The organism is Roseovarius sp. MBR-78, from assembly GCF_040547535.1.
Taxonomy (GTDB): Bacteria; Pseudomonadota; Alphaproteobacteria; order Rhodobacterales; family Rhodobacteraceae; genus Roseovarius.
Map to the genome: position 1 here is coordinate 111,786 of NZ_JBEPPX010000007.1, position 23,742 is coordinate 135,527.

At 66.9% G+C, this 23,742-nt stretch carries 20 protein-coding genes; 12 read left to right on the forward strand and 8 right to left on the reverse strand.

Features of this window, described 5'->3' with window-relative positions; genetic code table 11:
* The first annotated feature begins 4 nt into the window (after positions 1-4).
* On the forward strand, positions 5-760 hold the full coding sequence (locus ABIE58_RS07715; RefSeq protein WP_354544129.1) for an ABC transporter ATP-binding protein: 756 nt from the start codon (positions 5-7) through the stop codon (positions 758-760).
* Between the two features lie 88 nt (positions 761-848).
* The gene (gene acs / locus ABIE58_RS07720) at positions 849-2,798 is read left to right on the forward strand and encodes an acetate--CoA ligase (RefSeq protein WP_354544130.1); all 1,950 of its coding nucleotides are present in this window, start codon (positions 849-851) and stop codon (positions 2,796-2,798) included.
* A 55-nt stretch (positions 2,799-2,853) separates the two neighbouring features.
* Here acs and argF read toward each other — a convergent pair whose 3' ends face one another.
* From argF to ABIE58_RS07735, 3 genes are all read right to left on the reverse strand, one after another.
* Complete coding sequence (argF, locus tag ABIE58_RS07725) at positions 2,854-3,780, reverse strand: ornithine carbamoyltransferase (protein ID WP_354544131.1); 927 nt, start codon at positions 3,778-3,780, stop codon at positions 2,854-2,856.
* 79 nt (positions 3,781-3,859) lie between these two features.
* A complete protein-coding gene (locus tag ABIE58_RS07730) occupies positions 3,860-5,035 on the reverse strand; it encodes an aspartate aminotransferase family protein (protein ID WP_354544132.1) in 1,176 nt (391 codons plus the stop codon).
* A gap of 170 nt (positions 5,036-5,205) precedes the next feature.
* Positions 5,206-6,453, reverse strand: coding sequence for an MFS transporter (locus tag ABIE58_RS07735; protein ID WP_354544133.1), 1,248 nt, complete (start codon positions 6,451-6,453; stop codon positions 5,206-5,208).
* Between the two features lie 155 nt (positions 6,454-6,608).
* Between ABIE58_RS07735 and ABIE58_RS07740 the strand changes: the two genes are divergently transcribed.
* The 3 genes from ABIE58_RS07740 to ABIE58_RS07750 are packed head-to-tail and all read left to right on the forward strand — an operon-like array spanning position 6,609 to position 8,854.
* Positions 6,609-7,511 carry a DMT family transporter gene (locus ABIE58_RS07740; RefSeq protein ID WP_354544134.1) on the forward strand — a complete coding sequence of 301 codons (903 nt, stop codon included), beginning with the start codon at positions 6,609-6,611 and terminating at the stop codon, positions 7,509-7,511.
* Between the two features lie 45 nt (positions 7,512-7,556).
* Complete coding sequence (locus ABIE58_RS07745) at positions 7,557-7,949, forward strand: hypothetical protein (RefSeq protein WP_354544135.1); 393 nt, start codon at positions 7,557-7,559, stop codon at positions 7,947-7,949.
* Entirely contained in the window at positions 7,946-8,854 is a 909-nt protein-coding gene (locus tag ABIE58_RS07750; RefSeq protein ID WP_354544136.1) for a sterol desaturase family protein, read from the forward strand. The genes ABIE58_RS07745 and ABIE58_RS07750 overlap by 4 nt, the downstream gene beginning before the upstream one ends.
* Positions 8,855-9,059: 205 nt before the next feature.
* Here the strand turns inward: ABIE58_RS07750 and ABIE58_RS07755 are convergent, their stop codons facing one another.
* From ABIE58_RS07755 to tsaA, 4 genes are all read right to left on the reverse strand, one after another.
* A complete protein-coding gene (locus ABIE58_RS07755; protein ID WP_354544137.1) occupies positions 9,060-9,842 on the reverse strand; it encodes a squalene/phytoene synthase family protein in 783 nt (260 codons plus the stop codon).
* Positions 9,839-11,455 carry a citramalate synthase gene (gene cimA / locus ABIE58_RS07760; RefSeq protein WP_354544138.1) on the reverse strand — a complete coding sequence of 539 codons (1,617 nt, stop codon included), beginning with the start codon at positions 11,453-11,455 and terminating at the stop codon, positions 9,839-9,841. The genes ABIE58_RS07755 and cimA overlap by 4 nt, the downstream gene beginning before the upstream one ends.
* A 220-nt stretch (positions 11,456-11,675) precedes the next feature.
* Positions 11,676-13,109 (reverse strand): cysteine--tRNA ligase, encoded by a 1,434-nt coding sequence (gene cysS / locus ABIE58_RS07765; RefSeq protein WP_354544139.1) that lies wholly within the window; start codon positions 13,107-13,109, stop codon positions 11,676-11,678.
* A gap of 77 nt (positions 13,110-13,186) precedes the next feature.
* On the reverse strand, positions 13,187-13,657 hold the full coding sequence (gene tsaA, locus ABIE58_RS07770; RefSeq protein WP_354544140.1) for a tRNA (N6-threonylcarbamoyladenosine(37)-N6)-methyltransferase TrmO: 471 nt from the start codon (positions 13,655-13,657) through the stop codon (positions 13,187-13,189).
* 79 nt (positions 13,658-13,736) lie between these two features.
* Between tsaA and ABIE58_RS07775 the strand changes: the two genes are divergently transcribed.
* On the forward strand, positions 13,737-15,536 hold the full coding sequence (locus ABIE58_RS07775; RefSeq protein ID WP_354544141.1) for an aminopeptidase P family protein: 1,800 nt from the start codon (positions 13,737-13,739) through the stop codon (positions 15,534-15,536).
* Positions 15,537-15,599: 63 nt separating this feature from the next.
* Entirely contained in the window at positions 15,600-15,941 is a 342-nt protein-coding gene (locus ABIE58_RS07780; RefSeq protein WP_354544142.1) for a DUF427 domain-containing protein, read from the forward strand.
* Between the two features lie 378 nt (positions 15,942-16,319).
* On the opposite strand, the gene ABIE58_RS07785 is transcribed toward ABIE58_RS07780, so the two are convergent.
* A complete protein-coding gene (locus tag ABIE58_RS07785; protein ID WP_354544191.1) occupies positions 16,320-17,975 on the reverse strand; it encodes a chloride channel protein in 1,656 nt (551 codons plus the stop codon).
* 127 nt (positions 17,976-18,102) lie between these two features.
* On the opposite strand from ABIE58_RS07785, the gene ABIE58_RS07790 reads away from it, so the two are divergent.
* The 5 genes from ABIE58_RS07790 to ftsA all read left to right on the forward strand — a co-directional run bounded on the left by ABIE58_RS07790 (position 18,103) and on the right by ftsA (position 23,686).
* A complete protein-coding gene (locus ABIE58_RS07790; RefSeq protein WP_354544143.1) occupies positions 18,103-19,479 on the forward strand; it encodes an FAD-binding oxidoreductase in 1,377 nt (458 codons plus the stop codon).
* A gap of 42 nt (positions 19,480-19,521) precedes the next feature.
* Positions 19,522-20,496, forward strand: a complete 975-nt coding sequence (murB, locus tag ABIE58_RS07795) for a UDP-N-acetylmuramate dehydrogenase (protein WP_354544144.1) — start codon at positions 19,522-19,524, stop codon at positions 20,494-20,496.
* A gap of 87 nt (positions 20,497-20,583) precedes the next feature.
* Positions 20,584-21,462, forward strand: a complete 879-nt coding sequence (locus ABIE58_RS07800) for a D-alanine--D-alanine ligase (RefSeq protein WP_354544192.1) — start codon at positions 20,584-20,586, stop codon at positions 21,460-21,462.
* Positions 21,450-22,355 carry a cell division protein FtsQ/DivIB gene (locus ABIE58_RS07805; protein WP_354544145.1) on the forward strand — a complete coding sequence of 302 codons (906 nt, stop codon included), beginning with the start codon at positions 21,450-21,452 and terminating at the stop codon, positions 22,353-22,355. The genes ABIE58_RS07800 and ABIE58_RS07805 overlap by 13 nt, the downstream gene beginning before the upstream one ends.
* Positions 22,352-23,686, forward strand: coding sequence for a cell division protein FtsA (ftsA, locus tag ABIE58_RS07810; RefSeq protein ID WP_354544146.1), 1,335 nt, complete (start codon positions 22,352-22,354; stop codon positions 23,684-23,686). The genes ABIE58_RS07805 and ftsA overlap by 4 nt, the downstream gene beginning before the upstream one ends.
* The last annotated feature ends 56 nt before the right edge of the window (positions 23,687-23,742 follow it).

The window sequence follows — 23,742 nt, forward strand, 5'->3', positions numbered from 1 at the left end:
CGACATGAACGTCAAACCCGATTTTTCCAAGGGCCACAGCCACGCCGAAACCGCCCCCGCCTTTCTCTCCGTGTGGAACATGGAGAGCTATTACGGCGAGAGCTATATCGTGCAGAACATCTCCTTCAACGTCCACGAGGGCGAGATCCTCGCCCTTCTGGGCCGCAACGGCGCAGGCAAGACCACCACGCTGCGCTCCATCGCGCGGATGGACAGCCCGCAGGTGACGCATGGCGAGATCTGGCTCGATCACCAGCCGCTCCACAAGATGAAAAGCCACGAGGCGGCGGCGGCGGGCATCGGCCTTGTCCCCGAGGACCGGCGCATCATCCCCGGCCTGACGGTCGAGGAAAACCTGCAACTGGCGCAGATCGCGCCGCCCGTCGGCTGGTCGCTCGATCGTCTTTACGAGCTGTTCCCCCGCCTGCGCGAGCGCCGCATGCAGGAGGGCGTGACGCTCTCGGGCGGCGAGCAACAGATGCTTGCGGTGGCCCGCGCGCTGGCGCGTGACATCAAGGTGCTGCTTCTGGACGAGCCGTATGAGGGCCTCGCCCCGGTGATCGTGGACGAGATCGAGAAGACGCTGCGCATCATCAAGGAACAGGGCATCACAACCATCATCGTGGAGCAGAACGCCGTGCGCGCGCTGGAGCTCGCCGACCGCGCGGTGATCCTTGATACCGGCGGCATCGTATTCGACGGCACCGCCGCCGAAGTTCTTGAAAACGAAGAGCTTCGCACCGAATACTTGGCGATCTGACAGCGGGAGCGCCCCGCCGCCGCTCTCGCGGTTGACAGCGGGGCGTCTGTCGTTTTCGATCCCGTCGCAACAGCGAGGAGGAGCCACCATGACCGATCAGACCTATGCCCCAAGCGCGGACTTCGCCGCCAATGCCCATATCGACGCCGCGCGATACAAGGAAATGTATGCCGCCTCGGTGGCCGACCCCGAGGGGTTCTGGCGCGAGCATGGCAAGCGGGTTGACTGGATCAAGCCCTATAGCCGCGTCAAGGATGTGAATTTCGAGTTCGGCAATGTCTCGATCAAATGGTTCGAGGATGGCACGCTCAACGTCGCGGCCAACTGTATCGACCGGCATCTGGCCACGCGCGGCGACCAGACCGCGATCATCTGGGAGCCTGACGAGCCGGGCGACGAGGCGCTGCACATCACCTACAAGGAATTGCACGCGCAGACCTGCCGCATGGCCAATGTGCTGAAATCGCTTGGCATCGGGCGCGGCGACCGCGTCGTGATCTACCTGCCGATGATCCCCGAGGCGGCCTATGCGATGCTGGCCTGTGCCCGTATCGGCGCGATCCATTCCATCGTTTTCGCGGGCTTCTCGCCCGATGCTCTGGGCGCGCGCGTGAATGGCTGCGACGCCAAGCTGGTCATCACCGCCGATCACGCCCCGCGCGGGGGCCGCGCGACCAAATTGAAAGACAACGTCAACCAGGCGCTGCTGCACGACACCGACGATGTAAAATGCCTCGTGGTCAAGCGCACCGGCGCTCAGGTGGCGTGGCGGCATGATCTGGATTTCTGGTGGCATGAAGAGGCCGAGAAGGTCAGCGCCGAGTGCCCGCCCGAGGAAATGGGGGCCGAAGATCCGCTCTTTATCCTCTACACGTCTGGGTCCACCGGCCAGCCCAAGGGCGTGGTGCATACCTCCGGCGGCTACCTGGTCTATGCCGCGATGACGCAAGAGCTTGTTTTTGACTATCATGAGGGCGACGTGTTCTGGTGCACCGCCGATGTCGGCTGGGTGACGGGTCACAGCTATATCGTCTACGGACCGCTGGCCAATGGGGCCACGACCCTGATGTTCGAGGGCGTGCCCACCTATCCCGACGCCTCGCGTTTCTGGCAGGTCTGCGAGAAGCACAAGGTCAACCAGTTCTACACCGCCCCCACCGCCATTCGCGCGCTGATGGGGCAAGGCACCGAGTACGTAAGCCGCTGCGATCTTTCGTCGCTCAAGGTGCTGGGCACCGTGGGCGAGCCGATCAACCCTGAGGCCTGGAACTGGTATAACGAGAATGTCGGCCAAGGCCGCTGCCCCATCGTCGATACCTGGTGGCAGACCGAGACCGGCGGCCACCTTTTGACCCCCCTGCCCGGCGCGATCCCGACCAAACCCGGCAGCGCCACGGTGCCCTTCTTCGGCATCACCCCGGCGGTGCTGGAGCCGGAATCGGGCAAGGAAATCACCGAGACCGAGGCCGCGGGCGTGCTCGCGCTCAAGGATAGCTGGCCGGGGCAGATGCGCACCGTCTGGGGCGATCACGCCCGGTTCGAGGCCACCTATTTCCAGCAATACAAGGGCTATTACTTCTCGGGCGATGGCTGTCGGCGCGACGCGGATGGCTATTACTGGATCACCGGTCGCGTGGATGACGTGATCAACGTCTCCGGCCACCGCATGGGCACGGCCGAGGTCGAATCGGCGCTGGTGGCCCATGCACAGGTCGCCGAGGCCGCCGTGGTCGGCTACCCGCACGATATCAAGGGCCAGGGCATCTATGCCTATGTGACGCTCATGAACGGGGTGGAACCGACCGAGGAGTTGCGCAAGGAACTGGAAAAATGGGTCCGCACCGAGATCGGCCCCATCGCCAAGCCCGACCTCATCCAATGGGCCCCCGGCCTGCCGAAAACCCGCTCGGGCAAGATCATGCGCCGCATCCTGCGCAAGATCGCCGAGAACGATTACGGCAGCCTTGGCGACACCTCGACGCTGGCCGATCCGTCGGTGGTCGAAGACCTGATCGAGAACCGCATGAACCGCGCCTGACACCCCCGCCCCCCGGCATATGCGCCGGGGGGCAATGTGCCCGTGCCGTGCGGCCTCAGACCCCGAGACAATGCCGCATGATCGCCTTTTGCGCGTGCAGGCGGTTCTCGGCCTCGTCAAAGATGACCGAGGACGGGCCGTCCATCACCCCCGATGTCACCTCTTCGCCGCGATGCGCGGGCAGGCAATGCATGAAGAGCGCATCGGGCTTGGCCTGCGCCATGAGATCGGCATTCACCTGATAGGGGCGCAGCATGTTGTGGCGGCGCTCCTTGGTGGATTGGCTGTCATGCATCGACACCCAGGTATCGGTGACGATCAGATCGGCCCCCTCGACGGCCTTGGCCGGGTCGCGCTCGATGGTGACCGCGCGCCCCGCCTTGCGGGCCAGCCCGATGAATTCCGGCTCGGGATCGAGCTGCATCGGCCCGGTAAAGGTCAGATCGAACCCGAATTGCGCGGCGGCGTGCAGGAACGAGGCGCAGACATTGTTGCCGTCCCCGGACCACACGACCTTTTTGCCCGCGATCGGCCCGCGATGTTCCTCGAAGGTGAGGATATCGGCCATGATCTGGCAGGGATGGGTGCGGTCGGTCAGCCCGTTGATGACGGGCACATCGGCGTGCTCAGACATTTCCAGCAGCACCGATTCGTCAAAGGTGCGGATCATGATGAGATCGACATAGCGGCTCATGACGCGGGCGGTATCGGCGATGGTCTCGCCGTGGCCAAGCTGCATGTCGGTGCCCGACAGAACCAGCGTCTGCCCGCCCATCTGCCGCACGCCCACGTCAAAAGAGACGCGCGTGCGCGTCGAGGGCTTCTCGAAGATGAGCGCGACCATGCGGCCCGCGAGCGGCTGCTCGGCATCGGGCGTGCCACGCGGGCGACCCTCGCGCGCCTCTTTCATGCGGCGCGCGTCGTCGATGATCGCGCGCAGATCCGCGGGGTCGGTTTTGTGGATGTCGAGGAAATGGGTCATGGTGTCAGTCGCTTTCGTGGCGGAGCATATCGTGGGGGCCAGCCCCCAGACCCCCGGAGTATTTTGTCCAAGAAGAAGATCAGGCGGTTTCCACCGCGCTGGCGGCGGCGTCAAGGCGGGTGATCGCCTCGGCGATCTCGTCGTCAGTGATGGTGAGCGGCGGCAGCAGGCGGACCACGTTATCGGCGGCGGGCACCGTGGCGATGAGCGCGTCATAGCCCGCCTGCACCACATCCGCGTTGGCCGCCTTGCAGGTAACGCCCAGCATCAGGCCCAGCCCCCGCACCCCGGTGAACACATCCGGGTGTGCGGCCACCAGCCCCTCGAGGCGTTGCCGCAGCAGCCCCGCCTTGCGGTTCACCTCCGACAGAAATTCCGGCGTGGCGACATGCGCCATCACCGCGCAGCCCACCGCACAGCCCAGCGGATTGCCGCCATAGGTGGAGCCATGCGTGCCCGCCCCCATCGCGCTCGCCGCGCGCTCGGTCGCCAGCACCGCACCCAAGGGGAAGCCGCCGCCGATGCCCTTGGCCACCATCATGATATCGGGGGTGATGCCGGCCCATTCATGGGCGAAGAGCCGCCCCGTGCGCCCCATGCCGCATTGCACCTCGTCGAGGATGAGCAGGATGCCATGCTCGTCGCACAGCGCGCGCAGCCCCTTGAGGCATTGATCGGGCAGCGGGCGAATCCCGCCTTCGCCCTGCACCGGCTCGATCAGGATCGCGGCGGTATTGTCGTCGATGGCGGCATGGAGCGCGTCGTGATCGCCCCAGGGCAGGTGTTTGAAGCCCGGCAAGAGCGGGCCGAACCCCTTGGTCATCTTTTCCGACCCGGCGGCGGCGATTGCCGCCGAGGAGCGACCGTGAAAGGCGCCCTCGAAGGCGATGATATCGGTGCGCTCGGGCTGGCCCGCGTCATGGAAATGCTTGCGCGCCATCTTGACCGCCAATTCGCAGGCCTCGGTGCCGGAATTGGTGAAAAACACCGTATCGGCGAAGGTCGCCTCGACCAGCCTTTCGGCCAGCTCCTGTTGCGCGGGGATATTGTAGAGGTTCGAGGTATGCCAGAGCGCCCCCGCCTGCGCGGTGAGCGCCGCCACCAGATCGGGATGGGCATGGCCCAGCGCATTGACCGCGATCCCCGCGCCCAGATCGAGAAAGCGTCGCCCGTCGGCCTCGATCAGCCAGCTTCCCTCGCCCTTCACGAAAGTCAGGGGCGCACGGTTATAGGTGGGCAGGATCGGGGGGATCATGGCATGGTCCTTCAGCAATAAGCCCCTTGAGTGCCGCATGGGCGGGGGCAAGTCAACGTTTCGGGGAGTTGGCGCACGCGCGCCGGGGATCACAAGGGGACGAGACGTCAGGCGCGGATGCGTCGGCGTCGGGTCTCGGCATATGCGAAGAGCGTGATCATGCACGCGCTTTAGCCGGTTTCCTGCCCCTGGGGAAGCGGAATCTCGCGGGCCCGCACGGTGCCCAGGCGCGGATGCAACCGCCCGGCCAGATGCGCGCAACCCAGAAGCCCCACCCCGGCCAGCGCGAACACCCCCGTGAGCGGGGCCGCCAGCAGCACGAGCCAGGCCACGCCCGGCGTCACGATCCCCGAGACATCGCGGAAACTGGCATAGATCGCCGACATCTCGGTGCGCTCCGACGGTTTGACCGCCAGCAGAAAGGGCAACCCCGCCGAGATGTCGAGCAGCACCAGAAAGACCGAGGCCAGCGCCAGCGCCGCCACCGCCGCCACCGTCCCCGATAGCCAGCTGCCCATCAGGGCCGCGACGAGAAAGAGCGCGCCCGCCACGCTAAAGCCGGTGCGCACCGCCTGCCGGATCGAGCGGCGCTGCATCCAGGCCAGCATCAGCGGCGTGGCAAACAGCATCCCGTTGGAGACCGAAAGCAGCATCCCGCCCAGAGAGTCGCCCAAGCCCCGCTCCAGCGCGAAAATCGGCAGGTAGACCACATAGACCCACCACCCGCAGGAGCGCACGACCGCAAAGAGCCACCCCGCCACAAGCCGCGGCTGCGCGGCAAAGCGCGGCAGCCACGCGAGCGGATTGGGCGCGGGCCCGCGCGCGCGGGTGATGAGCCGCCCGTTGCCCAGCCTCTGCCACTGGAACACGCCCAGCATGGCCAGCACCGCCAACGCCGAAATGCCAAAGGGCAAGGGCCGCCAGACATCGAGCAGCGCCACGCCGAGCCACGGCCCCACCGTCCAGCCGAAGGCACCGAAGAACATGCGCGAGGTCTCGCAGCGGCCCAGATCGGACTTCGCGATATGATCGAGCACGTAGGCGTTGAAACAGACAAAGATCGTCACCGTCGCCGCCGTCACCAGCGCCAGCGCCGCCACCATCGCCAGCGGCCCGCCAAGCGCGCCGAGGCCCGCGCCGGTGGCAAACATCACGCAGCCCCCGGCATAGACCCGGCGGCGCGGCACGAAGCGGGTGAGATAGGGCACCATCAGCCCGGTGGAAAGCGACAGCAGGCCGACGAGGAAATAGACCTCCGACACGAGCGCAGCCGCGCCCAGCGCGCGGTAGATCTCCAGCGGCATGACCGAGATCAGGATGCCGCGCGCCATCGCCTCGAACCCCGCCAGCAGGCCGAAGCCGCGCACCGAAGCGGTGGGCGGATGGCGCAGCCAGTCGGGAACGGAACGCGGTTGCATGGGCTCTCCTCTGCCCCCGATTGGCACGGGCCGCGCGTGCTGGCTTGGCAAGGCGCGACGCGATGTCGTTTTCGGATCGCGGCACACGGGATTTTGTCGGAAGGCGAGGGCAGATTGCGCTTGCGGGTTGTGCGCGGCGCGCGCATGAACCTGCCATGTTCATCCCCCGCGCCCAAAATCCCGGCCTTGCCGCGCTGCTGACGGTTCTCGCGGCGGCGCTTCTGGCGGGCACCACGCTTCTGGCCAAGGCGCTTGGCACCGGCGCGCTCGGCCCCGCGCTCAGCCCGTTCCAGATCAGCCACGGGCGGTTTCTGTTCGCGTTTCTGGCTATCGCCGCGATGACCGCGCTCATCCGCCCGCGCATGACCCGGCCCGATCTGGCAACGCACGCGACACGCTCGGGCTTTGGCTGGGCCGGGGTCACGCTGATGTTTGCCGCCGCCGCCTTCATCCCGCTGTCGGACGCCACCGCGATCAGCTTTCTCAACCCGGTTTTCGGCATGGTGCTGGCGATCCCGCTGCTGGGCGAGAAGGTCGGGCCGGTGCGCTGGTGCGCCGCCGGGATCGCACTTCTCGGCGCGATGATCCTGATGCGCCCCGGTTCAGGCGTGATCGAGACCGGCGCGGCTCTGGCGCTTGGCGCGGCGCTCTGTCTGGGGGCCGAGCTTATCTTCATCAAGCGGCTTTCGGGGCGCGAAGGGCCGTGGCAGATCCTGCTGGTGAATAACGCCATCGGCCTCGCAATCGCCACGCTTGCCGTGCTCTGGGTCTGGATCGCACCCACTCCCGCGCAATGGGCGGCGCTTGTGGCGCTGGGCCTGCTGATGGCGCTGGCGCAGACCGCGTTTGTCAACGCCATGGCGCGGGGCGATGCGAGCTTTGTGGCACCTTTCTTCTACACCGCACTGGTTTTTGCGGCGCTTTATGATGGGGTGATCTTCGGGGTCTGGCCCGATGCGGTCTCGATCACGGGGGCGGGCGTCGTGCTGTGCGGGGCGGGGCTTCTGGTCTGGCGCGAGGGGCGGCGGCGCGCGCAGGTGACGCAACGCCCCCTTTGACAAGGCGGCCCGCCCTTTGGCTAAATCCACGCGAGGGAGGACGCCATGCCGCTCAGCATCCTGTTGCCGATGGTCGCGCTCGGCATCGCGGGGATCGCGCTGCTTTTGCATCTGCTTGGCCTGTCGCGGCGCGCGGTGCTGCCAGACGCGGCAGCGGCGCGGGCCGCGTGGCTGCGCGAATTTCCCGATGATGCGCCCGCGCGCGTGACGCTTTGCCAGGACCGCAGCGCCGCGCTGATCGAGACGCAGCACGGGCGCGGCGTGGTCTGGGCAATGGGCGCGGATACCACCGCGCGTTACCTGCAAGGCGCGCGGGTGCGGCGGGTGACAACCGGCCTTGCGCTCGATCTGCCCGATTACACCGCGCCGCGTATCCGCCTGACGCTCTCGCCCGAAGAGGCGGCGGCTTGGCAAGAGAGACTGGAGCGCCCCGCATGACCGACGCCATCACCTTTCCCGATGTGGTCACCCTCGCGGTGCCGTTCTTCATCGCGGCGATCCTCGCCGAACTGCTCTGGATCGTGCTCCGGGGGCGCGGCGGGCGGTATGAGACGCGCGACGCGCTCACCTCGCTGGTAATGGGGGCGGGCAACGTGGCCGAGGGCATCCTGCTGGGCTTTGTCGCCTACGGGGTCTTCATGCTGCTATGGGAGATCACGCCGCTCGATCTTGGCACGTCGCCTGGCGTGATCGTTCTGTGTTTCGTGCTCGATGACCTGCGTTATTACTGGGTGCATCGCTTTGGCCATCGCGTCCGCTGGGTCTGGGCCAGCCACGTCAATCACCATTCCTCGCAGCATTACAACCTGACCACCGCGCTGCGCCAGACATGGACCGGCACCTTCACCTTCATGATGGTGGTGCGCGCGCCGCTGATCCTTTTGGGCTTTCACCCAAGCCTGGTGCTTTTCGTGGGCGGGCTCAACCTCATCTACCAGTTCTGGATTCATACCGAGGCGATCGGCCGGATGCCCCGCTGGTTCGAATGGGTAATGAACACGCCCAGCCATCACCGGGTGCATCATGGGCGCAACCCGCGCTATCTCGATTGCAACTATGCGGGCGTGTTCATCATCTGGGACAGGCTCTTCGGCACTTTCGTGGTCGAGGATGCGCGCGAGCGCGTCGATTACGGGCTTGTCCACAATCTCGGCACGTTCAACCCCGTTCGCGTGGCCTTTCACGAATGGGTGGCGATTTTCCGCGACGTGACGCAGCCGGGGATACGCTGGCGCAACCGGCTGAATTACTGCCTGAAGCCACCGGGATGGAGCCATGATGGCAGCCGCCGCACATCCGACCAGATCAAGGCCGCGCATGGTGCCGCCACCGAAGGGCGGTAACGCGCGATCACACAGCGCACACGGCCTTGTCACTTGACCGTGAGGGGTCACTGCCGTCACCCTTGATCTCGCGAAGCTGCCACTGACAACTGCCGACGGTCCGTGTCCCGTCTTGTCGGCGGATCGTGGCCACACAGCGTTCCGGCGCCCTGCGCCAGTCTCGTTACTCGCGCCTTGGCCAGGGTGCCGGAAACCTGTGGAGCACTTACCAGCGCCCGGTGATCGCCCGCCATGCAAGGGCCGCGCCGCTGCGCGCGGGCGGCGGATCGAGGCGGCCCTGGGCCACGGCCCCCGGATCGCGCGCGGCGCGGGCGAGCACCGCCCTCACCTCCCAAAGCGGCAGGAAGGCTGCGCCCGCAGGGCGCGTGACGGCGCGTCGCCGGGCGCGGGCCGCGCGCAGATACGCCAGCCCCTCATTGGCCAGCCTCTGCACCGCCTGCGGTTGGCCGTCCGGCAGGGGGGCACGCCCCGCCGCCTCCAGCGCCGGGATCGCGCGCAGCCAGTTGGCCATGCCAAGGGCCAGCCCCGCAGGCCGCAGCGCCGCCTCGTCTGCCGCCCCCAGCCCCCGCGCCGCGACCCGCATCAGGTTGCCCGAGGTGGCATCGAGATAGGCCCAGAGCGCGGCCTCATCCTCGAAAGGCGCGCGCTCAATGTCCACGCGCCGCGCCTCGATCAGCGCATCGAGCAGGCGCGCGCCCGTCGCATCGAGCACCGCCGCTAGGGGCGTGGCCACCTCGTGCCGCCGCACCGCGCCGCCCTCTGCTATCTCGGCCAGCACGTCGCGCCACCATTGCAGGCGCATCTCGGCGATCATCGGCTCTTTCGTGACCCAGGGCGCGCGCGCCACCTCGATATTGAAGGCATAGAGCGGAAACAGCCGCCCCCGCGCCGCCACCGGGGCCGCCATCGTGGCGCGAAACCGCGCGGGATCGGCGCGCGCGACCAGATCGGCGCAGGCAGTCACATCGGCGTCAAAGCCTGCGCTCACACCGCCCCCTCGCGGATGAGCTTCCAGTTGATCGCATCCAGAAGCGCCTCGAACGAGGCATCGACGATGTTGGGGCTCACCCCCACCGTGGACCAGCGCCGCCCCTGCCCGTCCTCGCTGTCGATGATGACCCGCGTCACCGCCTCGGTGCCGCCTTGGGTGATGCGCACCTTGAAATCCACCAGGTGCATATCGGCGATCTGATCCTGATAGCGGCCAAGATCCTTGGCCAGCGCGCGCGCCAGCGCGTTGACCGGCCCCCGGTCGCAGCCCTCGGCATCCATCGATTCCGACACCGAGAGCTTCTTCTCGCCATCGACCTTGACCACCACGACCGCCTCCGAGAGGCTCACCATGCGGTCATACTTGTTCTTGCGCCGCTCTATCGTGACCTTGTAGCGCTTGACCTCGAAAAATGCGGGCATCTGCCCCAGTTCCTTGCGCGCGAGTATCTCGAAACTCGCCTGCGCGCTGTCATAGGTATAGCCCTCGTCCTCGCGCTCCTTGATCCGCTCCAGCAGGCGCGCCAAGGCCGGATCACCCGGTTCTACCACAATCCCCGCCTCGCTCAGCCGCTGGCGCAGGTTCGACTGCCCGGCCTGGTTGGACATCGGGATGATGCGCGCATTGCCGACCGTTTCAGGGTCGATATGCTCGTAGGTGGAGGGGTCTTTCAGGATCGCGCTCGCGTGCAGCCCCGCCTTGTGGGCAAAGGCCGAGGCCCCCACATAGGCCGCCTGCCGCAGCGGCACGCGGTTGAGGATTTCATCCAGTTGCCGGCTGATCGCGGTCAGACCGCGCAGGCCGTCGAGGCTCACCCCGGTCTGATAGCGGCTGGCATAGGGCTCCTTGAGCAAGAGCGTCGGGATGAGCGTGGTCAGGTTGGCATTGCCGCAGCGCTCGCCCAAACCATTGAGCGTACCTTGTATCTGCCGCACGCCGGCATCCACGGCGGCCAGACTGCCCGCAACCGCATTGCCGGTATCGTCATGGGTGTGGATGCCCAGACGGTCGCCGGGGATACCGCCCGCGATCACCTGCGCCACGATGCGCCCGATCTCGGTGGGCAAGGTGCCGCCATTGGTATCGCACAGCACGATCCACCGCGCGCCTGCGTCCATCGCGGCGTGCAGGCAGGTCAGCGCATAGGCGGGATTGGCCTTGTAGCCGTCAAAGAAATGCTCGGCATCGAACAGCGCCTCGCGGCCTTGCGCCACCAGATGGGCGATGGATTTGGCGATATTGTCGGTGTTCTCGTCAAGCCCGATCCCAAGCGCGGCGGTGACGTGGAAATCATGCGTCTTGCCGACAAGGCAGACGGCTGGCGTGCCTGCGTTGAGGACGGCGGCCAGCACGTCATCGTTTTCCGCCGAGCGCCCGGCGCGCTTGGTCATGCCAAAGGCGGTCATGGTCGCACGGGTTTTCGGGGCCGCGTCGAAAAACGCGCTGTCGGTGGGGTTGGCGCCGGGCCAGCCGCCCTCGATATGATCGACGCCGAGGCGGTCGAGCGCATGGGCGATCTGGATTTTCTCAGGCGTGGAAAAGCTCACGCCCTGCGTCTGCTGCCCGTCGCGCAGGGTGGTGTCGTAGAGGTAAAGGCGATCCTTGGTCATGTCGCGCCCCCGCTTGGCGTTAGCACCCCTTGCGCGGAATCAAGGCGCGGAACGCGCCGCCGCGCAGCGCCCGACCGCCCCCCGGGCGGGCGCTTCTGCAACGTAGCAATCCGCATACCCGTCGCAGTGGGCGGCACCATAAAGCGCTCCCTACAACCGTAGCAGCGCCCCCCCGCGGTCGGGCACTGCGCGGCTTGCAGGCGGTGTGCGAAAAGGCGCATCATTTTAATGACTCCAAGATTGAATTCAGACCGTCAATAAGCCTTTTGTTATTCATATCTGAGGAATGATCCGGGTTTGAAAACACCCAAGTTGGCGCTTCATCCTTGTGTGAAACTGGCCTGATACCGAGCAGCAATAATTTATCTCTGACTTCATCAGCCTGTTTGAAGTCTCGCGTCTGTCTCAAATCGTGCCATTCGGAAATGCAAGTTTCGATTTGATATATCGTTTCCTCAGCCAACCAGTCATCTTCGACCAATGCATCATAAGAATCGTCGTTATCCAGAAGTCCTAGAAGATGCGCACCAGCTCTAAGTTCGTCAATTCGCTTTTCTTTTGCGTAACGGTGTAGCGCCTGAATCGCGGAGTGCGTATCCAAGTCATTGGCTAAGCAGTCCAATAGTTCTTGGGGAATACTGTCGTCAGAGTCTTGGCTTTCGGTCGTTCCCACAAGTGACCACCAACGACGCAAATGGTTTCGCGCGACTTGCGCCTTCTCCGCCGTCCAATCCATCGGCTTCCTATAATGCGTGCTCAAAAACACGAACCGGATCACCTCCCCCGGCACGCCCTGATCCAGCAGATCGCGCACGGTAAAGAAATTGCCCAAGCTTTTGGACATCTTCTTGCCCTCGACCTGCAACATCTCGTTATGCATCCAGACCTGCGCGAACTGCCCCTCGGGATGCGCGCAGCAGCTTTGCGCGATCTCGTTCTCGTGGTGGGGGAACATCAGGTCATTGCCGCCGCCGTGAATATCGAACGACTCGCCCAGCAATTCATAACTCATCGCCGAGCATTCGATATGCCAGCCGGGCCGCCCGCGCCCCCAGGGGCTGTCCCACCCCGGCAGATCATCGCCCGAGGGCTTCCACAGCACGAAATCCATCGGGTTGCGCTTATACGGTGCCACCTCGACCCGCGCGCCCGCGATCATGTCCTCGACCGTGCGCCCCGACAGCGCGCCATAGGCGGCATAGCTCTCGACGGCAAAGAGCACATGGCCCTCGGCGGCGTAAGCGTGCCCCTTGGCGATCAAATCCTCGATCATCGCCACCATCTGCGGAATATATTGCGTGGCGCGCGGCATGTGGTCCGGCTCCAACGCCCCCAACGCGCTCATATCGTCGAGAAACCACTGCGTCGTCTCCGCCGTGATCTCGGCAATCGACCGCCCGCTCTCGGCGGCGCGGGCGTTGATCTTGTCGTCCACATCGGTGAAATTGCGCGCATAGGTGACGTGATCCGCGCCGTAGACATGCCGCAAGAGCCGGTAGAGCACGTCAAACACCACCACGGGCCGCGCATTGCCCAGGTGAGCGCGATCGTAGACCGTCGGCCCACAGACATACATCCGCACATTGCCGGGGTCCAAAGGCGCGAACACCTCCTTCCTGCGGGTGCGGGTGTTGTGCAGCTTGATCGTGGTCATCTTCGCCTCATGCGCTTGTCGAGGGCGGGCTTAGCAAGTTCGCCCCGGCTTGGAAACACCTGGAACCACCCCGGCGCTCAAGGCTTGGGCGGGGCCTTGGGGGTGAAGTCGCAGGTCACCGGCTTGATGTCGATGAGCGGCGTGCCGTCGAGACAGTCCAGCCCGCGCACCACCAGCGTATCCCGCTCCACCGCCACCAGCCGCACCCGCGACAGGCCGATGGGATTGGGCCGCTGCGGCGACCGCAGGGCGAAGGTGCCGAAATAGCGCTCGCCATCATTCTTGGGGTTCTGCACCACCAGATCGCGCCGCGCCCGGTCGAGCCAGTAGAGCAGGTCGAGATGGCCATATTCCGCCACTCCCATCAACGCCTCGGCCCAGGGCGCGAACACCTCCACCCGGCATTCCGGCCCCTCGACGCGTCCCTGCCGGGGGCAATCCTTGCGCTCGGCCCAGGGCGTATGGATGCGCCCAATGAAATAGAGCGCCGCATCCGTCGGCGGCCCCACCTCCACCAGCCTTTCGCCCGCGCGCACCCGACTTTCCATTGCTTTGCCCCCGTTATTGCCAATCCCGCGCCCCTTCTCTAGCACTGGATCATACCCGGCACCACGAGGAGAGCGCCCCTTGTTCCAGAGTTTCACCGAGACCGCCCGCCCCGAACAGGGACCGCCGCGCCTCGCGCTGTTGCGCCGCGCGATGGCCGAGGCGGGGCTTGTCGGCTATCTCGTGCCGCGCGCCGATGCGCATCAGGGCGAATATGTCGCAGCCTGCGACGACCGGCTTGCGTGGCTCACCGGGTTCACCGGCTCGGCGGGGATATGTGCTGTGCTGGGCGATGTGGCGGGGGTGTTCGTCGATGGCCGCTACCGCGTGCAGGCGCGCGCGCAGGTGGACACGGGCCATTTCACGCCGGTGGATTTTCCCGAGACGAAACCCGGCGCATGGCTGATGCAGCACCTGCCGGGGGGCGGCGCGGTGGGGTTCGATCCGTGGCTGTTTACGCCCGAGCAGCTCGAGGACCTGACCGCTGCCCTTCCCGAGGGTATCCGCCTGCAACCCGGCCCCAACCTGATCGACGCGATCTGGCCCGACCGCCCCGCCCCGCCCAAGGGCGCGATCCGGGCCTGGCCCGACGATCTTGCCGGGATGACCCATGCCGAGAAACGCGCGCGGCTGGCCGAAGACCTGCGGGCCTCGGGCACCCGCGCAGCCGTCATCACGCTCAGCGATTCGCTGGCCTGGCTGCTCAATATCCGCGGCAGCGACATCCCCCGCAACCCGGTGCCGCAGGGCTTTGCCATCCTGCACGATGACGGGCGGGTGGCGCTCTTCACCGATCCCGCCAAGCTTGATGAGGCCACGCGCGCGCATCTGGGCAATGAGGTGTCTCTGGCCACGCCCGACGCGTTCGGCCCCGCGCTCGACGCGCTCAAAGGCCCGGTGCGGCTTGACCGCAAGAGCGTGCCGGTCTGGGTGGTGGAGCGGCTCGACGCGGGCGGCGTGGCACATCGCTGGGGAGAAGACCCCTGCGTGCTGCCCAAGGCGCAGAAAACCGAAGCCGAGATCAAGGCCACCCGCGCCGCCCATCTGCGCGACGGCGCGGCGGTCTGCGAATTCCTGACGTGGTTCGACGCGCAAGCCCCCGGCACGCTGACCGAAATCGACGTGGTGACACGGCTGGAGGCGTGCCGCGCCGAGACCGGGCAGTTGCGCGATATCAGTTTCGACACCATTGCAGGCTCCGGCCCCAACGGTGCGCTGCCGCATTACCGGGTGAGCGAGGCCAGCAATCGACGGCTGATAGAGGGCGATCTCTTGGTGCTCGACAGCGGCGGGCAATATCTGGACGGCACCACCGACATCACCCGCACCCTGCCCGTGGGCGCGCCGGGGCGTGAGGAATGCGCGGCCTTCACCCGCGTGTTGCAAGGCATGATCGCCATTTCGCGGCTGCGCTTTCCCCGCGGCCTTGCGGGGCGCGATCTCGACGCGCTGGCGCGCTATCCGCTGTGGCTGGCCGATCAGGATTACGGCCACGGCACCGGGCATGGCGTGGGCGTCTATGCCTGCGTGCATGAAGGGCCGCAGCGCCTCTCGCGGGTTTCCGACGTGCCGCTCGCACCCGGCATGATCCTCTCGAACGAGCCGGGCTATTACCGCGAGGGGGCCTTTGGCATCCGTATCGAGAACCTGATCGTGGTGCGCGAGGCCGCCCCCCTCAAGGGCGGCGACGGGGCCACCCATCTCGATTTCGAGACGCTGACCTTTGCCCCCATCGACCGCCGCCTGATCGCCCGCGACATGCTGAGCGAGGCCGAGCGCCTCTGGCTCGACACCTATCACGACGCGTGCCGCGACAAGATAGGCCCTCTGCTTTCCAAGCCGGCGAGGATATGGTTGGATCACGCAACGCAACCTCTTTGACATAATTCTGTGAGCTTCCGGCGGCAGACCGGAAGCCAGAGACGCATATGGAAGGAACGACCGATGGCCAAGATCACCATTCGCAGGGCGGACGGCACCTGGACGGTGCGCGCAGGCGGTGCCGTCCTCGCCGAGAGCCGCAACGCGCTTGAGCTGACCGAGGGCGACTATCCCGCCGTGATCTATTTCCCGCGCGCCGATATCGCGATGGCCTTTCTCGAGGAAAGCGAAAAGTCCAGCCATTGCCCGTTCAAGGGCGATGCGCGCTATTACTCCATCCATACCAAGAGCCAGACCATCGACAACGCCGCCTGGAGCTATGAAGCGCCCACGCCCGAGGCCGCCGAGATCGCCGGGCACATGGCGTTTTACAACACCGACAAGGTCGCGGTGGAACGCGTCTGACGGGAGCACAGGGGTCGGTGCCAGACACGACGTGGCTGAAGCGGACGTTCGATATGATGCGGTGAGCCGCGCGAGTGCCCGACCGCGGGTGGGCGCTGCAACGGTTGCGCGTGGCACTTTATGCCTGCCAAATACTTGAACGACTATAAGGCGGTAAACGTTGCAAAAGCGCCCGCCCGTCCGGGCGGGTCATGCCGGAGGCATGCCTTCGGCATGACCGCTCGCGCGGCGGCGCGCAAGCACGCCTTGATTCCGCGCGGGGGACAAGAACCCAATGTCCGCTTCAAGCCATCCACGCCTCTTGCCACCCCGCATCCCGCAGCATGGCAGGCCAGCTTCTTCGTTTGTCCCTTCTGTCAGATACCGAACACGCAACCCTCAGCCATGCTCTTCCTTCGACACAGCAGCCAAGGCGCTGTTATAGGTCTTGAGCGCATCGACATGGAACAGCGCCCCGGCAAGATCGGGCGGCGCGCCCTCGCCCGACAGCGTCACCACCGGCAGGAACGGCACGCCTGCCCGCTCGAAGATCGGCATCGCCGTTTCGAGCGTGGCGCTCACATCGACATAAACCCCCTGCTCGATCAGCGACCAGCATTGATCGGCATCGGCCGCCCGCGGGTGATCGGGCGCGCGCATGAGCCGCGACACGCGGAACATACCCAGCAGGTAATCCTGCGGCCCGCCCGCAAGCCGGATACCGCGCCGCCGAAGTTGCGTGAGGAAAAACGACCGCCGCACCAGCCGCGCCGAGAGCGCCGTCGAGGTCGAAACGGCGACCATCACCGCAAGGCCGGTCTGCCAGTCGCCGGTCAGCTCGAACACGATCAGCGTGGTCGAGATCGGCGCGCCCAGCACCGCCGCCGCCACCGCCCCCATGCCCGCCAGCGCATAGAGCGTGGCCGCGCCGGAATAGTCGGGCAGGATCGCGGTCGCCAGCAGCCCATAGGCCAGCCCGGTCAGCGCGCCCACCATCAGCGAGGGCGAGAACACGCCCCCGCCCATGCGCCCGCCCAGCGTGATCGCCACCGCCAGCACCTTGAGCAAGGCGAACACAACCGCCTCGTGCCACACCAGCCGCCCGGTGAGCGCCTCGGACGTGGTCTCGTAGCCGACGCCGATGATATGCGGAAACCAGATCGCCAGCGCCCCCAGCATCAGCCCCGCCCCGGCGGGGCGCAGCCAGCGCGGCACGCGAAAGCGCAGTTGCAGATGCCCGGCCACGTCCTCGGCCATGAACACCGCCAGCATCATCGCCGCCGCCACCAGCCCGCAGACAAGGCCGAGGATGAGAAAGGCGGGCAGTTCGACGTAAAACGACAGAACGCTGGTGGCGGGCAGCGCGAATTCGGTCACATCTCCGAAATGCAGGCGGCTGACGACCGTGCCCGCGACGCTTGCGATCACGATGGGCGCAAAGGCATGGATCGCGAAATGCCGCAGCACCACCTCGAGCGCGAAAAGCGCCCCGGCGATGGGCGCGTTGAACGAGGCCGAGACGGCGGCGGCCACCGCGCATCCCAAAAGGTCACGCCCGGTGATGCCATCGGCATGGATGCGATCGTTCACCCATGTCGCGATCACGGCTGCAAGGTGAACCACCGGCCCCTCGCGCCCCGAAGAGCCGCCCGTGCCAAGCGTGATGAGCGAGGCGAGCGCCGAGGCCAGCCCCGCACGCCGCTCGACCCGCCCCTCGCTCAGCGCCGCGCCCTCGATCACGTCGGCGACCGCGCGCACCCGCCCGTCATCGGTGAAGCGGTGCAGGATCAGCCCGACCACCAGCCCCCCCGCCACCGGCACCAGCAGGATCCAGTACCACGGCATATGCCCGGCCAGCGAATGCAGCCGCGCCACGTTGTCGGTCTGGTAAAGCAGCCCCTCCAGCGCCGAGATGCCCTTGCGAAAGAGCACCGCCGCAAAGCCTGCGACGATCCCCACGATCAGCGCGATCACCCAGAACTGCAACTGGCTCGGGCCGCGCTTGCGCAACATCCGCCAACCGCCGCGCAGGCGGATCGTCGCCCGTCGCGGCATCCGGGCGAAAAACGATCTGTCCTCTGCCTGCTTCACGTCAACATCCGACCCGGCGTATCCCGTGCTGCTTTCGCATCGCGGCCCTATCGCCTAGGGTGTCGCGACATTCACGACCGGAGCCTGCCCCATGGACACGCAAAAAGCCCTCGACGACCTTCATTCCTGTCTAGGCCAACGGCTCAGCCGCTCCAAGTCCGATCTGGACCTGCACGGCGCGAGCGAGTCGTATTTCCCGCCAAGCCCGCCCGATGCCGTGGCCTATCCCGAAACCACCGCAGAGGTGGCGCAGATCATAGCCATCTGCGCGCGCCACCGCGTGCCGGTGGTGGGCTGGGGCACCGGCACCTCGCTCGAGGGGCAATCGCAGGCGTTTTCCGGCGGTGTGGTGGTGGATTTCAGCCGCATGAACCGCATCCTCGACGTGGCGCAGGCCGATATGGTGGCCCGCGTGCAGCCCGGCGTGACGCGCGAGGCCCTGAACGAGGAGTTGCGCGCCACGGGGCTGTTCTTTCCAGTCGATCCCGGTGCCAATGCCGCGCTTGGCGGCATGGCCGCGACCCGCGCCAGCGGCACCACCGCCGTGCGCTATGGCACGATGCGCGACAACGTGCTGGCGCTCGAGGTGGTGACGGCCAGGGGCGAGGTGATTCGCACCGGCACGGCGGCGCGCAAATCCTCGGCGGGCTATGATCTGACCGGGCTTTTCGTCGGCTCCGAGGGCACGCTCGGCCTCATCACCGAACTGACCTTGCGGCTTTACGGCCAGCCCGAGGCGATCTCGGCGGCGGTCTGCGCTTTTGAGACCGTGGCCGATGCGGTGGAGACGGTGATCGACACCATCCAATGCGGCGTGCCGATGGCGCGGATCGAGCTGATGGACGAGGCCAGCGTGCGCGCGGTCAACGCCTGGTCGCGCATGAACCTGCCCGAAAAACCCCACCTGCTGCTGGAATTCCACGGCAGCGACAGCGGCGTGCGCGAGCAGGCCGAGAGCTTTGGCGCGATTGCCGCCGACCACCACGGCTCGGGCTTTGACTGGGCGACGAGACCCGAGGCGCGCAGCGCGCTCTGGACCATGCGCCACAATGCCTATTACGCCATCCTCGCCAGCCGCCCCGGCGCGCGCGCCATCGTCACCGATATCTGCGTGCCGATCTCGCGGCTGGCCGAGGCCATCGAGGAGACCCGCGCCGATCTGGCAAGCGCGGGCGTGGCAGGGCCGATCCTCGGCCATGTCGGCGACGGCAATTTCCACGCCGTGCTGCTGGTGGACGCAGACGACAAGGCCGAGATCGCCCGCGCCAAGGCCGCCTCTGACCGGATGGTGGAGCGCGCGCTCCGCCTCGGCGGCACCGCCACCGGCGAGCACGGCATCGGCGTCGGCAAACTCGGCTATATGGAGCGCGAACACGGGCAGGGCTGGGCGATGATGGGCGCGATCAAGGCCGCGCTTGACCCCGATAACATCATGAACCCTGGCAAGATGGTGCCGCCGCGCAACTGAGCCGGGCTTGCCCTTTGGCGCGCGCGCGGGCAAAGACGGGGCATGAGCACCCTGCCCCAGACCCGTGGCGCGCTAACCCCCCGGCGCGCGCTCTCCGATCTTACCTGGCTGCGCGTCGGCGGCCCGGCGGACTGGCTGTTCCAGCCTGCGGATCTGGACGACCTGCGCGGGTTCCTTGCCGCGCTTGATCCTTCGGTTCCGGTCTTCGCCATGGGCGTCGGCTCCAACCTCATCGTGCGCGATGGCGGTATTCGCGGGGTGGTGATCCGGCTCGGGCGCGGCTTCAACGCGATCCGGGTAGAGGGTGGGCGCGTCATCGCGGGCGCGGCGGCGCTTGATGCGCATGTCGCGCGGCGCGCGGCAGAGGCGGGGGTGGATCTGACATTCCTGCGCACCATCCCCGGCAGCATCGGCGGCGCGGTGCGGATGAACGCCGGCTGCTACGGGGCCTATGTGGCCGATCACCTGATCGACGCGCAGGCGGTCACGCGCGCGGGCGTGGCGGTGACGCTAACGCCCGATGATCTGGGGTTTGCCTATCGTCACAGCGCCCTGCCCGAGGGCTGGATCATCACCGGGGCCACGTTTCACGGCCCCCCCGGAGACCCCGAGGCGCTCGCCGCGCGGATGGCCACGCAGATCGCCAAGCGCGACGCCACGCAGCCCACGAAGGAGCGCAGCGCGGGCAGCACGTTTCGCAACCCGGCGGGGTTCAGCAGCACCGGGCGCGCCGACGATACCCACGATCTCAAGGCATGGTCGGTGATCGACGCGGCGGGATTGCGCGGGGCGCGGCGCGGGGGCGCGCAGATGAGCGAAAAACACCCCAATTTCCTGATCAATACCGGCGGGGCCAGCGCCGCCGATCTCGAGGGCCTCGGCGAGGAGGTGCGAAAAAGGGTTTTCCAAAACAGCGGAATAGAGCTAGAGTGGGAGATCAAGAGGGTCGGAGAACCGGCCTCGGGCACAAGCCCGGACAAAGAGCTGGGCACAAGCCCCGGAAAAGAGCAGTCATAACGATAACGCGGTCGCGCAAAGCGGCCCGGCAGATTGAGGCAAAAGGTGGTTGGTTCGAGCAGAACAACCCCGTTGGTTGCAGTGATCATGGGCGGCCCCTCGGCAGAGCGCGAGGTGTCCCTGTCGTCAGGGCGTGAATGCGCCGCAGCGCTTCGGGAGGCAGGATACGAGGTGGCCGAGCTGGACGCCGCCGCCGACCTGTGCGCGCGCCTCTCTGACCTTGCTCCCGACGTGGTGTTCAACGCGCTGCATGGCCGCTGGGGCGAGGATGGCTGCGTGCAGGGGATGCTGGAATGGCTACGCATCCCCTATACCCATTCGGGCGTGCTCGCCTCGGCGCTGGCGATGGACAAGGCGCGCACCAAATCCGCCTATCGCGCCGCAGGCCTGCCGGTGGTGACAAGCGTTCTGGCCCCGCGCGACGAGGTGCGCGCGCGCCACGTCCTGCCCCCACCCTATGTGGTCAAGCCCAATAACGAAGGCTCCTCGGTGGGCGTCTACCTGGTGGCCGAGGCCGCCAACGCGCCGCCGCAACTGTCCGATGAGATGCCCGAGACGGTGATGGTCGAGACCTACGCGCCGGGGCGCGAATTGACCACCACGGTGATGGGTGACCGGGCTCTGACGGTGACCGATATCCTCACCGATGGCTGGTATGATTACGACGCCAAATACAAGCCCGGAGGCTCGCGCCATGTCGTCCCCGCCCAGGTGCCGCAAGAGATTTTCGACGCCTGCATGGACTATGCCCTGCGCGCCCACGAGGCGCTGGGGTGCCGCGGCCTCAGCCGCACCGATTTCCGCTGGGACGCGGCGCGCGGGCGTGACGGGCTGATCCTTCTGGAGACCAACACCCAGCCCGGCATGACGCCCACCTCGCTCAGCCCCGAACAGGCGGCGGCGGTGGGGGTATCCTTTCCCGAATTGATGCGCTGGATGGTGGAGGACGCCTCATGCGACCGGTGACGCCGCGCGCCGATCCCTCGCCCTCGCGGCTCAGCTACCGGCTGGAGCGGATGCGCCTCACCCCGGCCTATCGGCGGTTCATGCGCGCAGGCCTGCCGATGCTGATCGTGGCGGGACTGGCCTGGGGCTATCTGCACGATGCCGAGCGTCGCGCGGGCCTTTTCGACCGCGTCGCCGAGATCCGCCGCCAGATCGAGACGCGGCCCGAATTCATGGTCCACCTGATCGAGATCGACGGGGCCAGCACCGGCGTGCAGGAGGATATCCACGAGATTTTTCCCTATGACCTGCCCGCAAGCTCGTTCGATCTGGACATGCCCGCGATCCGCGAGATGATCGAGGGCCTGCCCGCCGTCGCGCGCGCCGATCTGCGGGTGCGCCAGGGCGGCGTGCTGCATATCGCGGTGACCGAGCGGGCGCCGGTGGCCCTGTGGCGCACGCGGCACGGGTTCGAGGTGCTCGACATCACCGGCGCGGCCATCGCCACCGCCGAGACGCGCAGCGCCCGCCCCGACCTGCCGGTGCTGAGCGGCACCGGGGCCGACAGGGTCGTGGCGCAGGCGCTCGAGCTTCTTGGCACCGCAACCGCGCTCAACCGTCCGCTGCGCGGCCTTGTGCGCATGGGCGAGCGGCGCTGGGATCTGGTGCTTGGCGATGGCAGGCGGGTGCAACTGCCCGAGGCCGCACCGGTGCGCGCGCTGGAGCGGGTGATCGTGCTCGACAAGGCCAGCGACATCCTCGAACGCGACATCGTGACCATCGACATGCGACTTGGCGCGCGCCCGACCGTGCGCATGAGCGAACACGCCATCGATGAATGGTGGCGGATCACACGCGCCTCGGGCGCGGCAGGACTAGCGACAGGACAGGCGGCAGGAGCGGACAGGAGATGATCGAGCTTTACCAATCCCAACGGGCGATGCGCGCCATGCGCAAGGCGGCGATCCAGCGCGGCGTGGTGGCGGTTCTGGACGTGGGCACATCCAAGATTTCCTGCCTCGTGCTGCGCTTTGACGGCACCGGGCGCTTTGCCGCCGCCGAAAAGGTCGGGCGCATGGCGGGCCAGGCCGGGTTCCGGGTGATCGGGGCGGCCACGACACGCTCGCGCGGGGTGCGTTTCGGCGAGATCGAGGCCATGGCCGAGACCGAGCGCGCGATCCGCACCGCCGTGCAGGCGGCGCAGAAAATGGCGCAGATCCGCGTCGATCACGTCATCGCCTGTTTCTCGGGCGCGGGGCCGCGCAGCTACGGGCTTGCCGGCGAGGTCGAGATCACCGGGCAGACCGTGACCGACCAGGATATCAGCCGCGTGCTGAGCGCCAGCGAGGTGCCCGATATCGGCGACGGGCGCGAGGTGCTGCACGCGCAGCCGGTGAATTTCGCGCTCGATCACCGCTCCGGCCTGATTGATCCGCGCGGCCAGATCGGCAACCGGCTGGCCTGTGACATGCATATGCTCACGGTGGATGCGGCGGCGGTCCAGAACCTCGCCCATTGCGTCAAGCGCTGCGACATGGAGCTCGCGGGCGTGGCGAACTCGGCCTATGTCTCGGGGGTGGCGGCGCTGGTCGAGGACGAGCAGGAACTGGGTGCCGCCTGCATCGATCTTGGCGGCGGCAGCTCCGGGCTGTCGATCTTCATCAAGAAGCACATGATCTATGCCGATACCGTGCGCATGGGCGGCGATCACGTCACCTCCGACATCTCGATGGGGTTGCAGATCCCGCAGGCCACCGCCGAGCGGATCAAGACCTTTTATGGCGGCGTCGTGGCCACCGGCATGGATGACCGCGAGATGATCGAGACCGGCGGCGAGACCGGCGATTTCGAGCATGACCGCCGCAAGGTCAGCCGCGCCGAGCTGATCGGCATCATGCGCCCGCGCGTCGAGGAAATCCTCGAAGAGGTGCGCGCCCGGCTTGATGCGGCGGGGTTCGAGCACCTGCCCAGCCAGCAGATCGTGCTCACGGGGGGCGGCAGCCAGATCCCCGGCCTCGACGGGCTGGCAAGCCGCATCCTCGGGCAGCGCGTGCGCCTCGGGCGGCCCTTGCGCGTGCATGGCCTGCCGCAGGCCGCCACCGGCCCGGCCTTCGCCAGCGCCGTCGGCATGTGCCTGTTCGCGGCCAACCCGCAGGACGAATGGTGGGATTTCGACATACCCGTGGATCGCTACCCGGCGCGGTCGCTGCGGCGCGCGGTCAAATGGTTTCGGGACAATTGGTAACCGCAATATGTGGCAAGATGAGCGAAATACCGCGAAAAAGCCCATGAAACATAGTA

Bases quoted from the DNA above. Each gene is read 5' to 3' on its own strand.
- argF (WP_354544131.1), bottom strand. From the start codon at position 3,780: ATGACCCATTTCCTCGACATCCACAAAACCGACCCCGCGGATCTGCGC.
- acs (WP_354544130.1), top strand. From the start codon at position 849: ATGACCGATCAGACCTATGCCCCAAGCGCGGACTTCGCCGCCAATGCC.
- ABIE58_RS07805 (WP_354544145.1), top strand. From the start codon at position 21,450: ATGCGACCGGTGACGCCGCGCGCCGATCCCTCGCCCTCGCGGCTCAGC.
- tsaA (WP_354544140.1), bottom strand. From the start codon at position 13,657: ATGGAAAGTCGGGTGCGCGCGGGCGAAAGGCTGGTGGAGGTGGGGCCG.
- ABIE58_RS07785 (WP_354544191.1), bottom strand. From the start codon at position 17,975: ATGCCGCGACGGGCGACGATCCGCCTGCGCGGCGGTTGGCGGATGTTG.
- murB (WP_354544144.1), top strand. From the start codon at position 19,522: ATGAGCACCCTGCCCCAGACCCGTGGCGCGCTAACCCCCCGGCGCGCG.
- cysS (WP_354544139.1), bottom strand. From the start codon at position 13,109: ATGACCACGATCAAGCTGCACAACACCCGCACCCGCAGGAAGGAGGTG.
- ABIE58_RS07800 (WP_354544192.1), top strand. From the start codon at position 20,584: ATGGGCGGCCCCTCGGCAGAGCGCGAGGTGTCCCTGTCGTCAGGGCGT.
- ABIE58_RS07740 (WP_354544134.1), top strand. From the start codon at position 6,609: ATGTTCATCCCCCGCGCCCAAAATCCCGGCCTTGCCGCGCTGCTGACG.
- ABIE58_RS07745 (WP_354544135.1), top strand. From the start codon at position 7,557: ATGCCGCTCAGCATCCTGTTGCCGATGGTCGCGCTCGGCATCGCGGGG.
- ABIE58_RS07780 (WP_354544142.1), top strand. From the start codon at position 15,600: ATGGCCAAGATCACCATTCGCAGGGCGGACGGCACCTGGACGGTGCGC.
- ABIE58_RS07715 (WP_354544129.1), top strand. From the start codon at position 5: ATGAACGTCAAACCCGATTTTTCCAAGGGCCACAGCCACGCCGAAACC.
- ABIE58_RS07790 (WP_354544143.1), top strand. From the start codon at position 18,103: ATGGACACGCAAAAAGCCCTCGACGACCTTCATTCCTGTCTAGGCCAA.
- ABIE58_RS07735 (WP_354544133.1), bottom strand. From the start codon at position 6,453: ATGCAACCGCGTTCCGTTCCCGACTGGCTGCGCCATCCGCCCACCGCT.
- ABIE58_RS07730 (WP_354544132.1), bottom strand. From the start codon at position 5,035: ATGATCCCCCCGATCCTGCCCACCTATAACCGTGCGCCCCTGACTTTC.
- cimA (WP_354544138.1), bottom strand. From the start codon at position 11,455: ATGACCAAGGATCGCCTTTACCTCTACGACACCACCCTGCGCGACGGG.
- ftsA (WP_354544146.1), top strand. From the start codon at position 22,352: ATGATCGAGCTTTACCAATCCCAACGGGCGATGCGCGCCATGCGCAAG.
- ABIE58_RS07750 (WP_354544136.1), top strand. From the start codon at position 7,946: ATGACCGACGCCATCACCTTTCCCGATGTGGTCACCCTCGCGGTGCCG.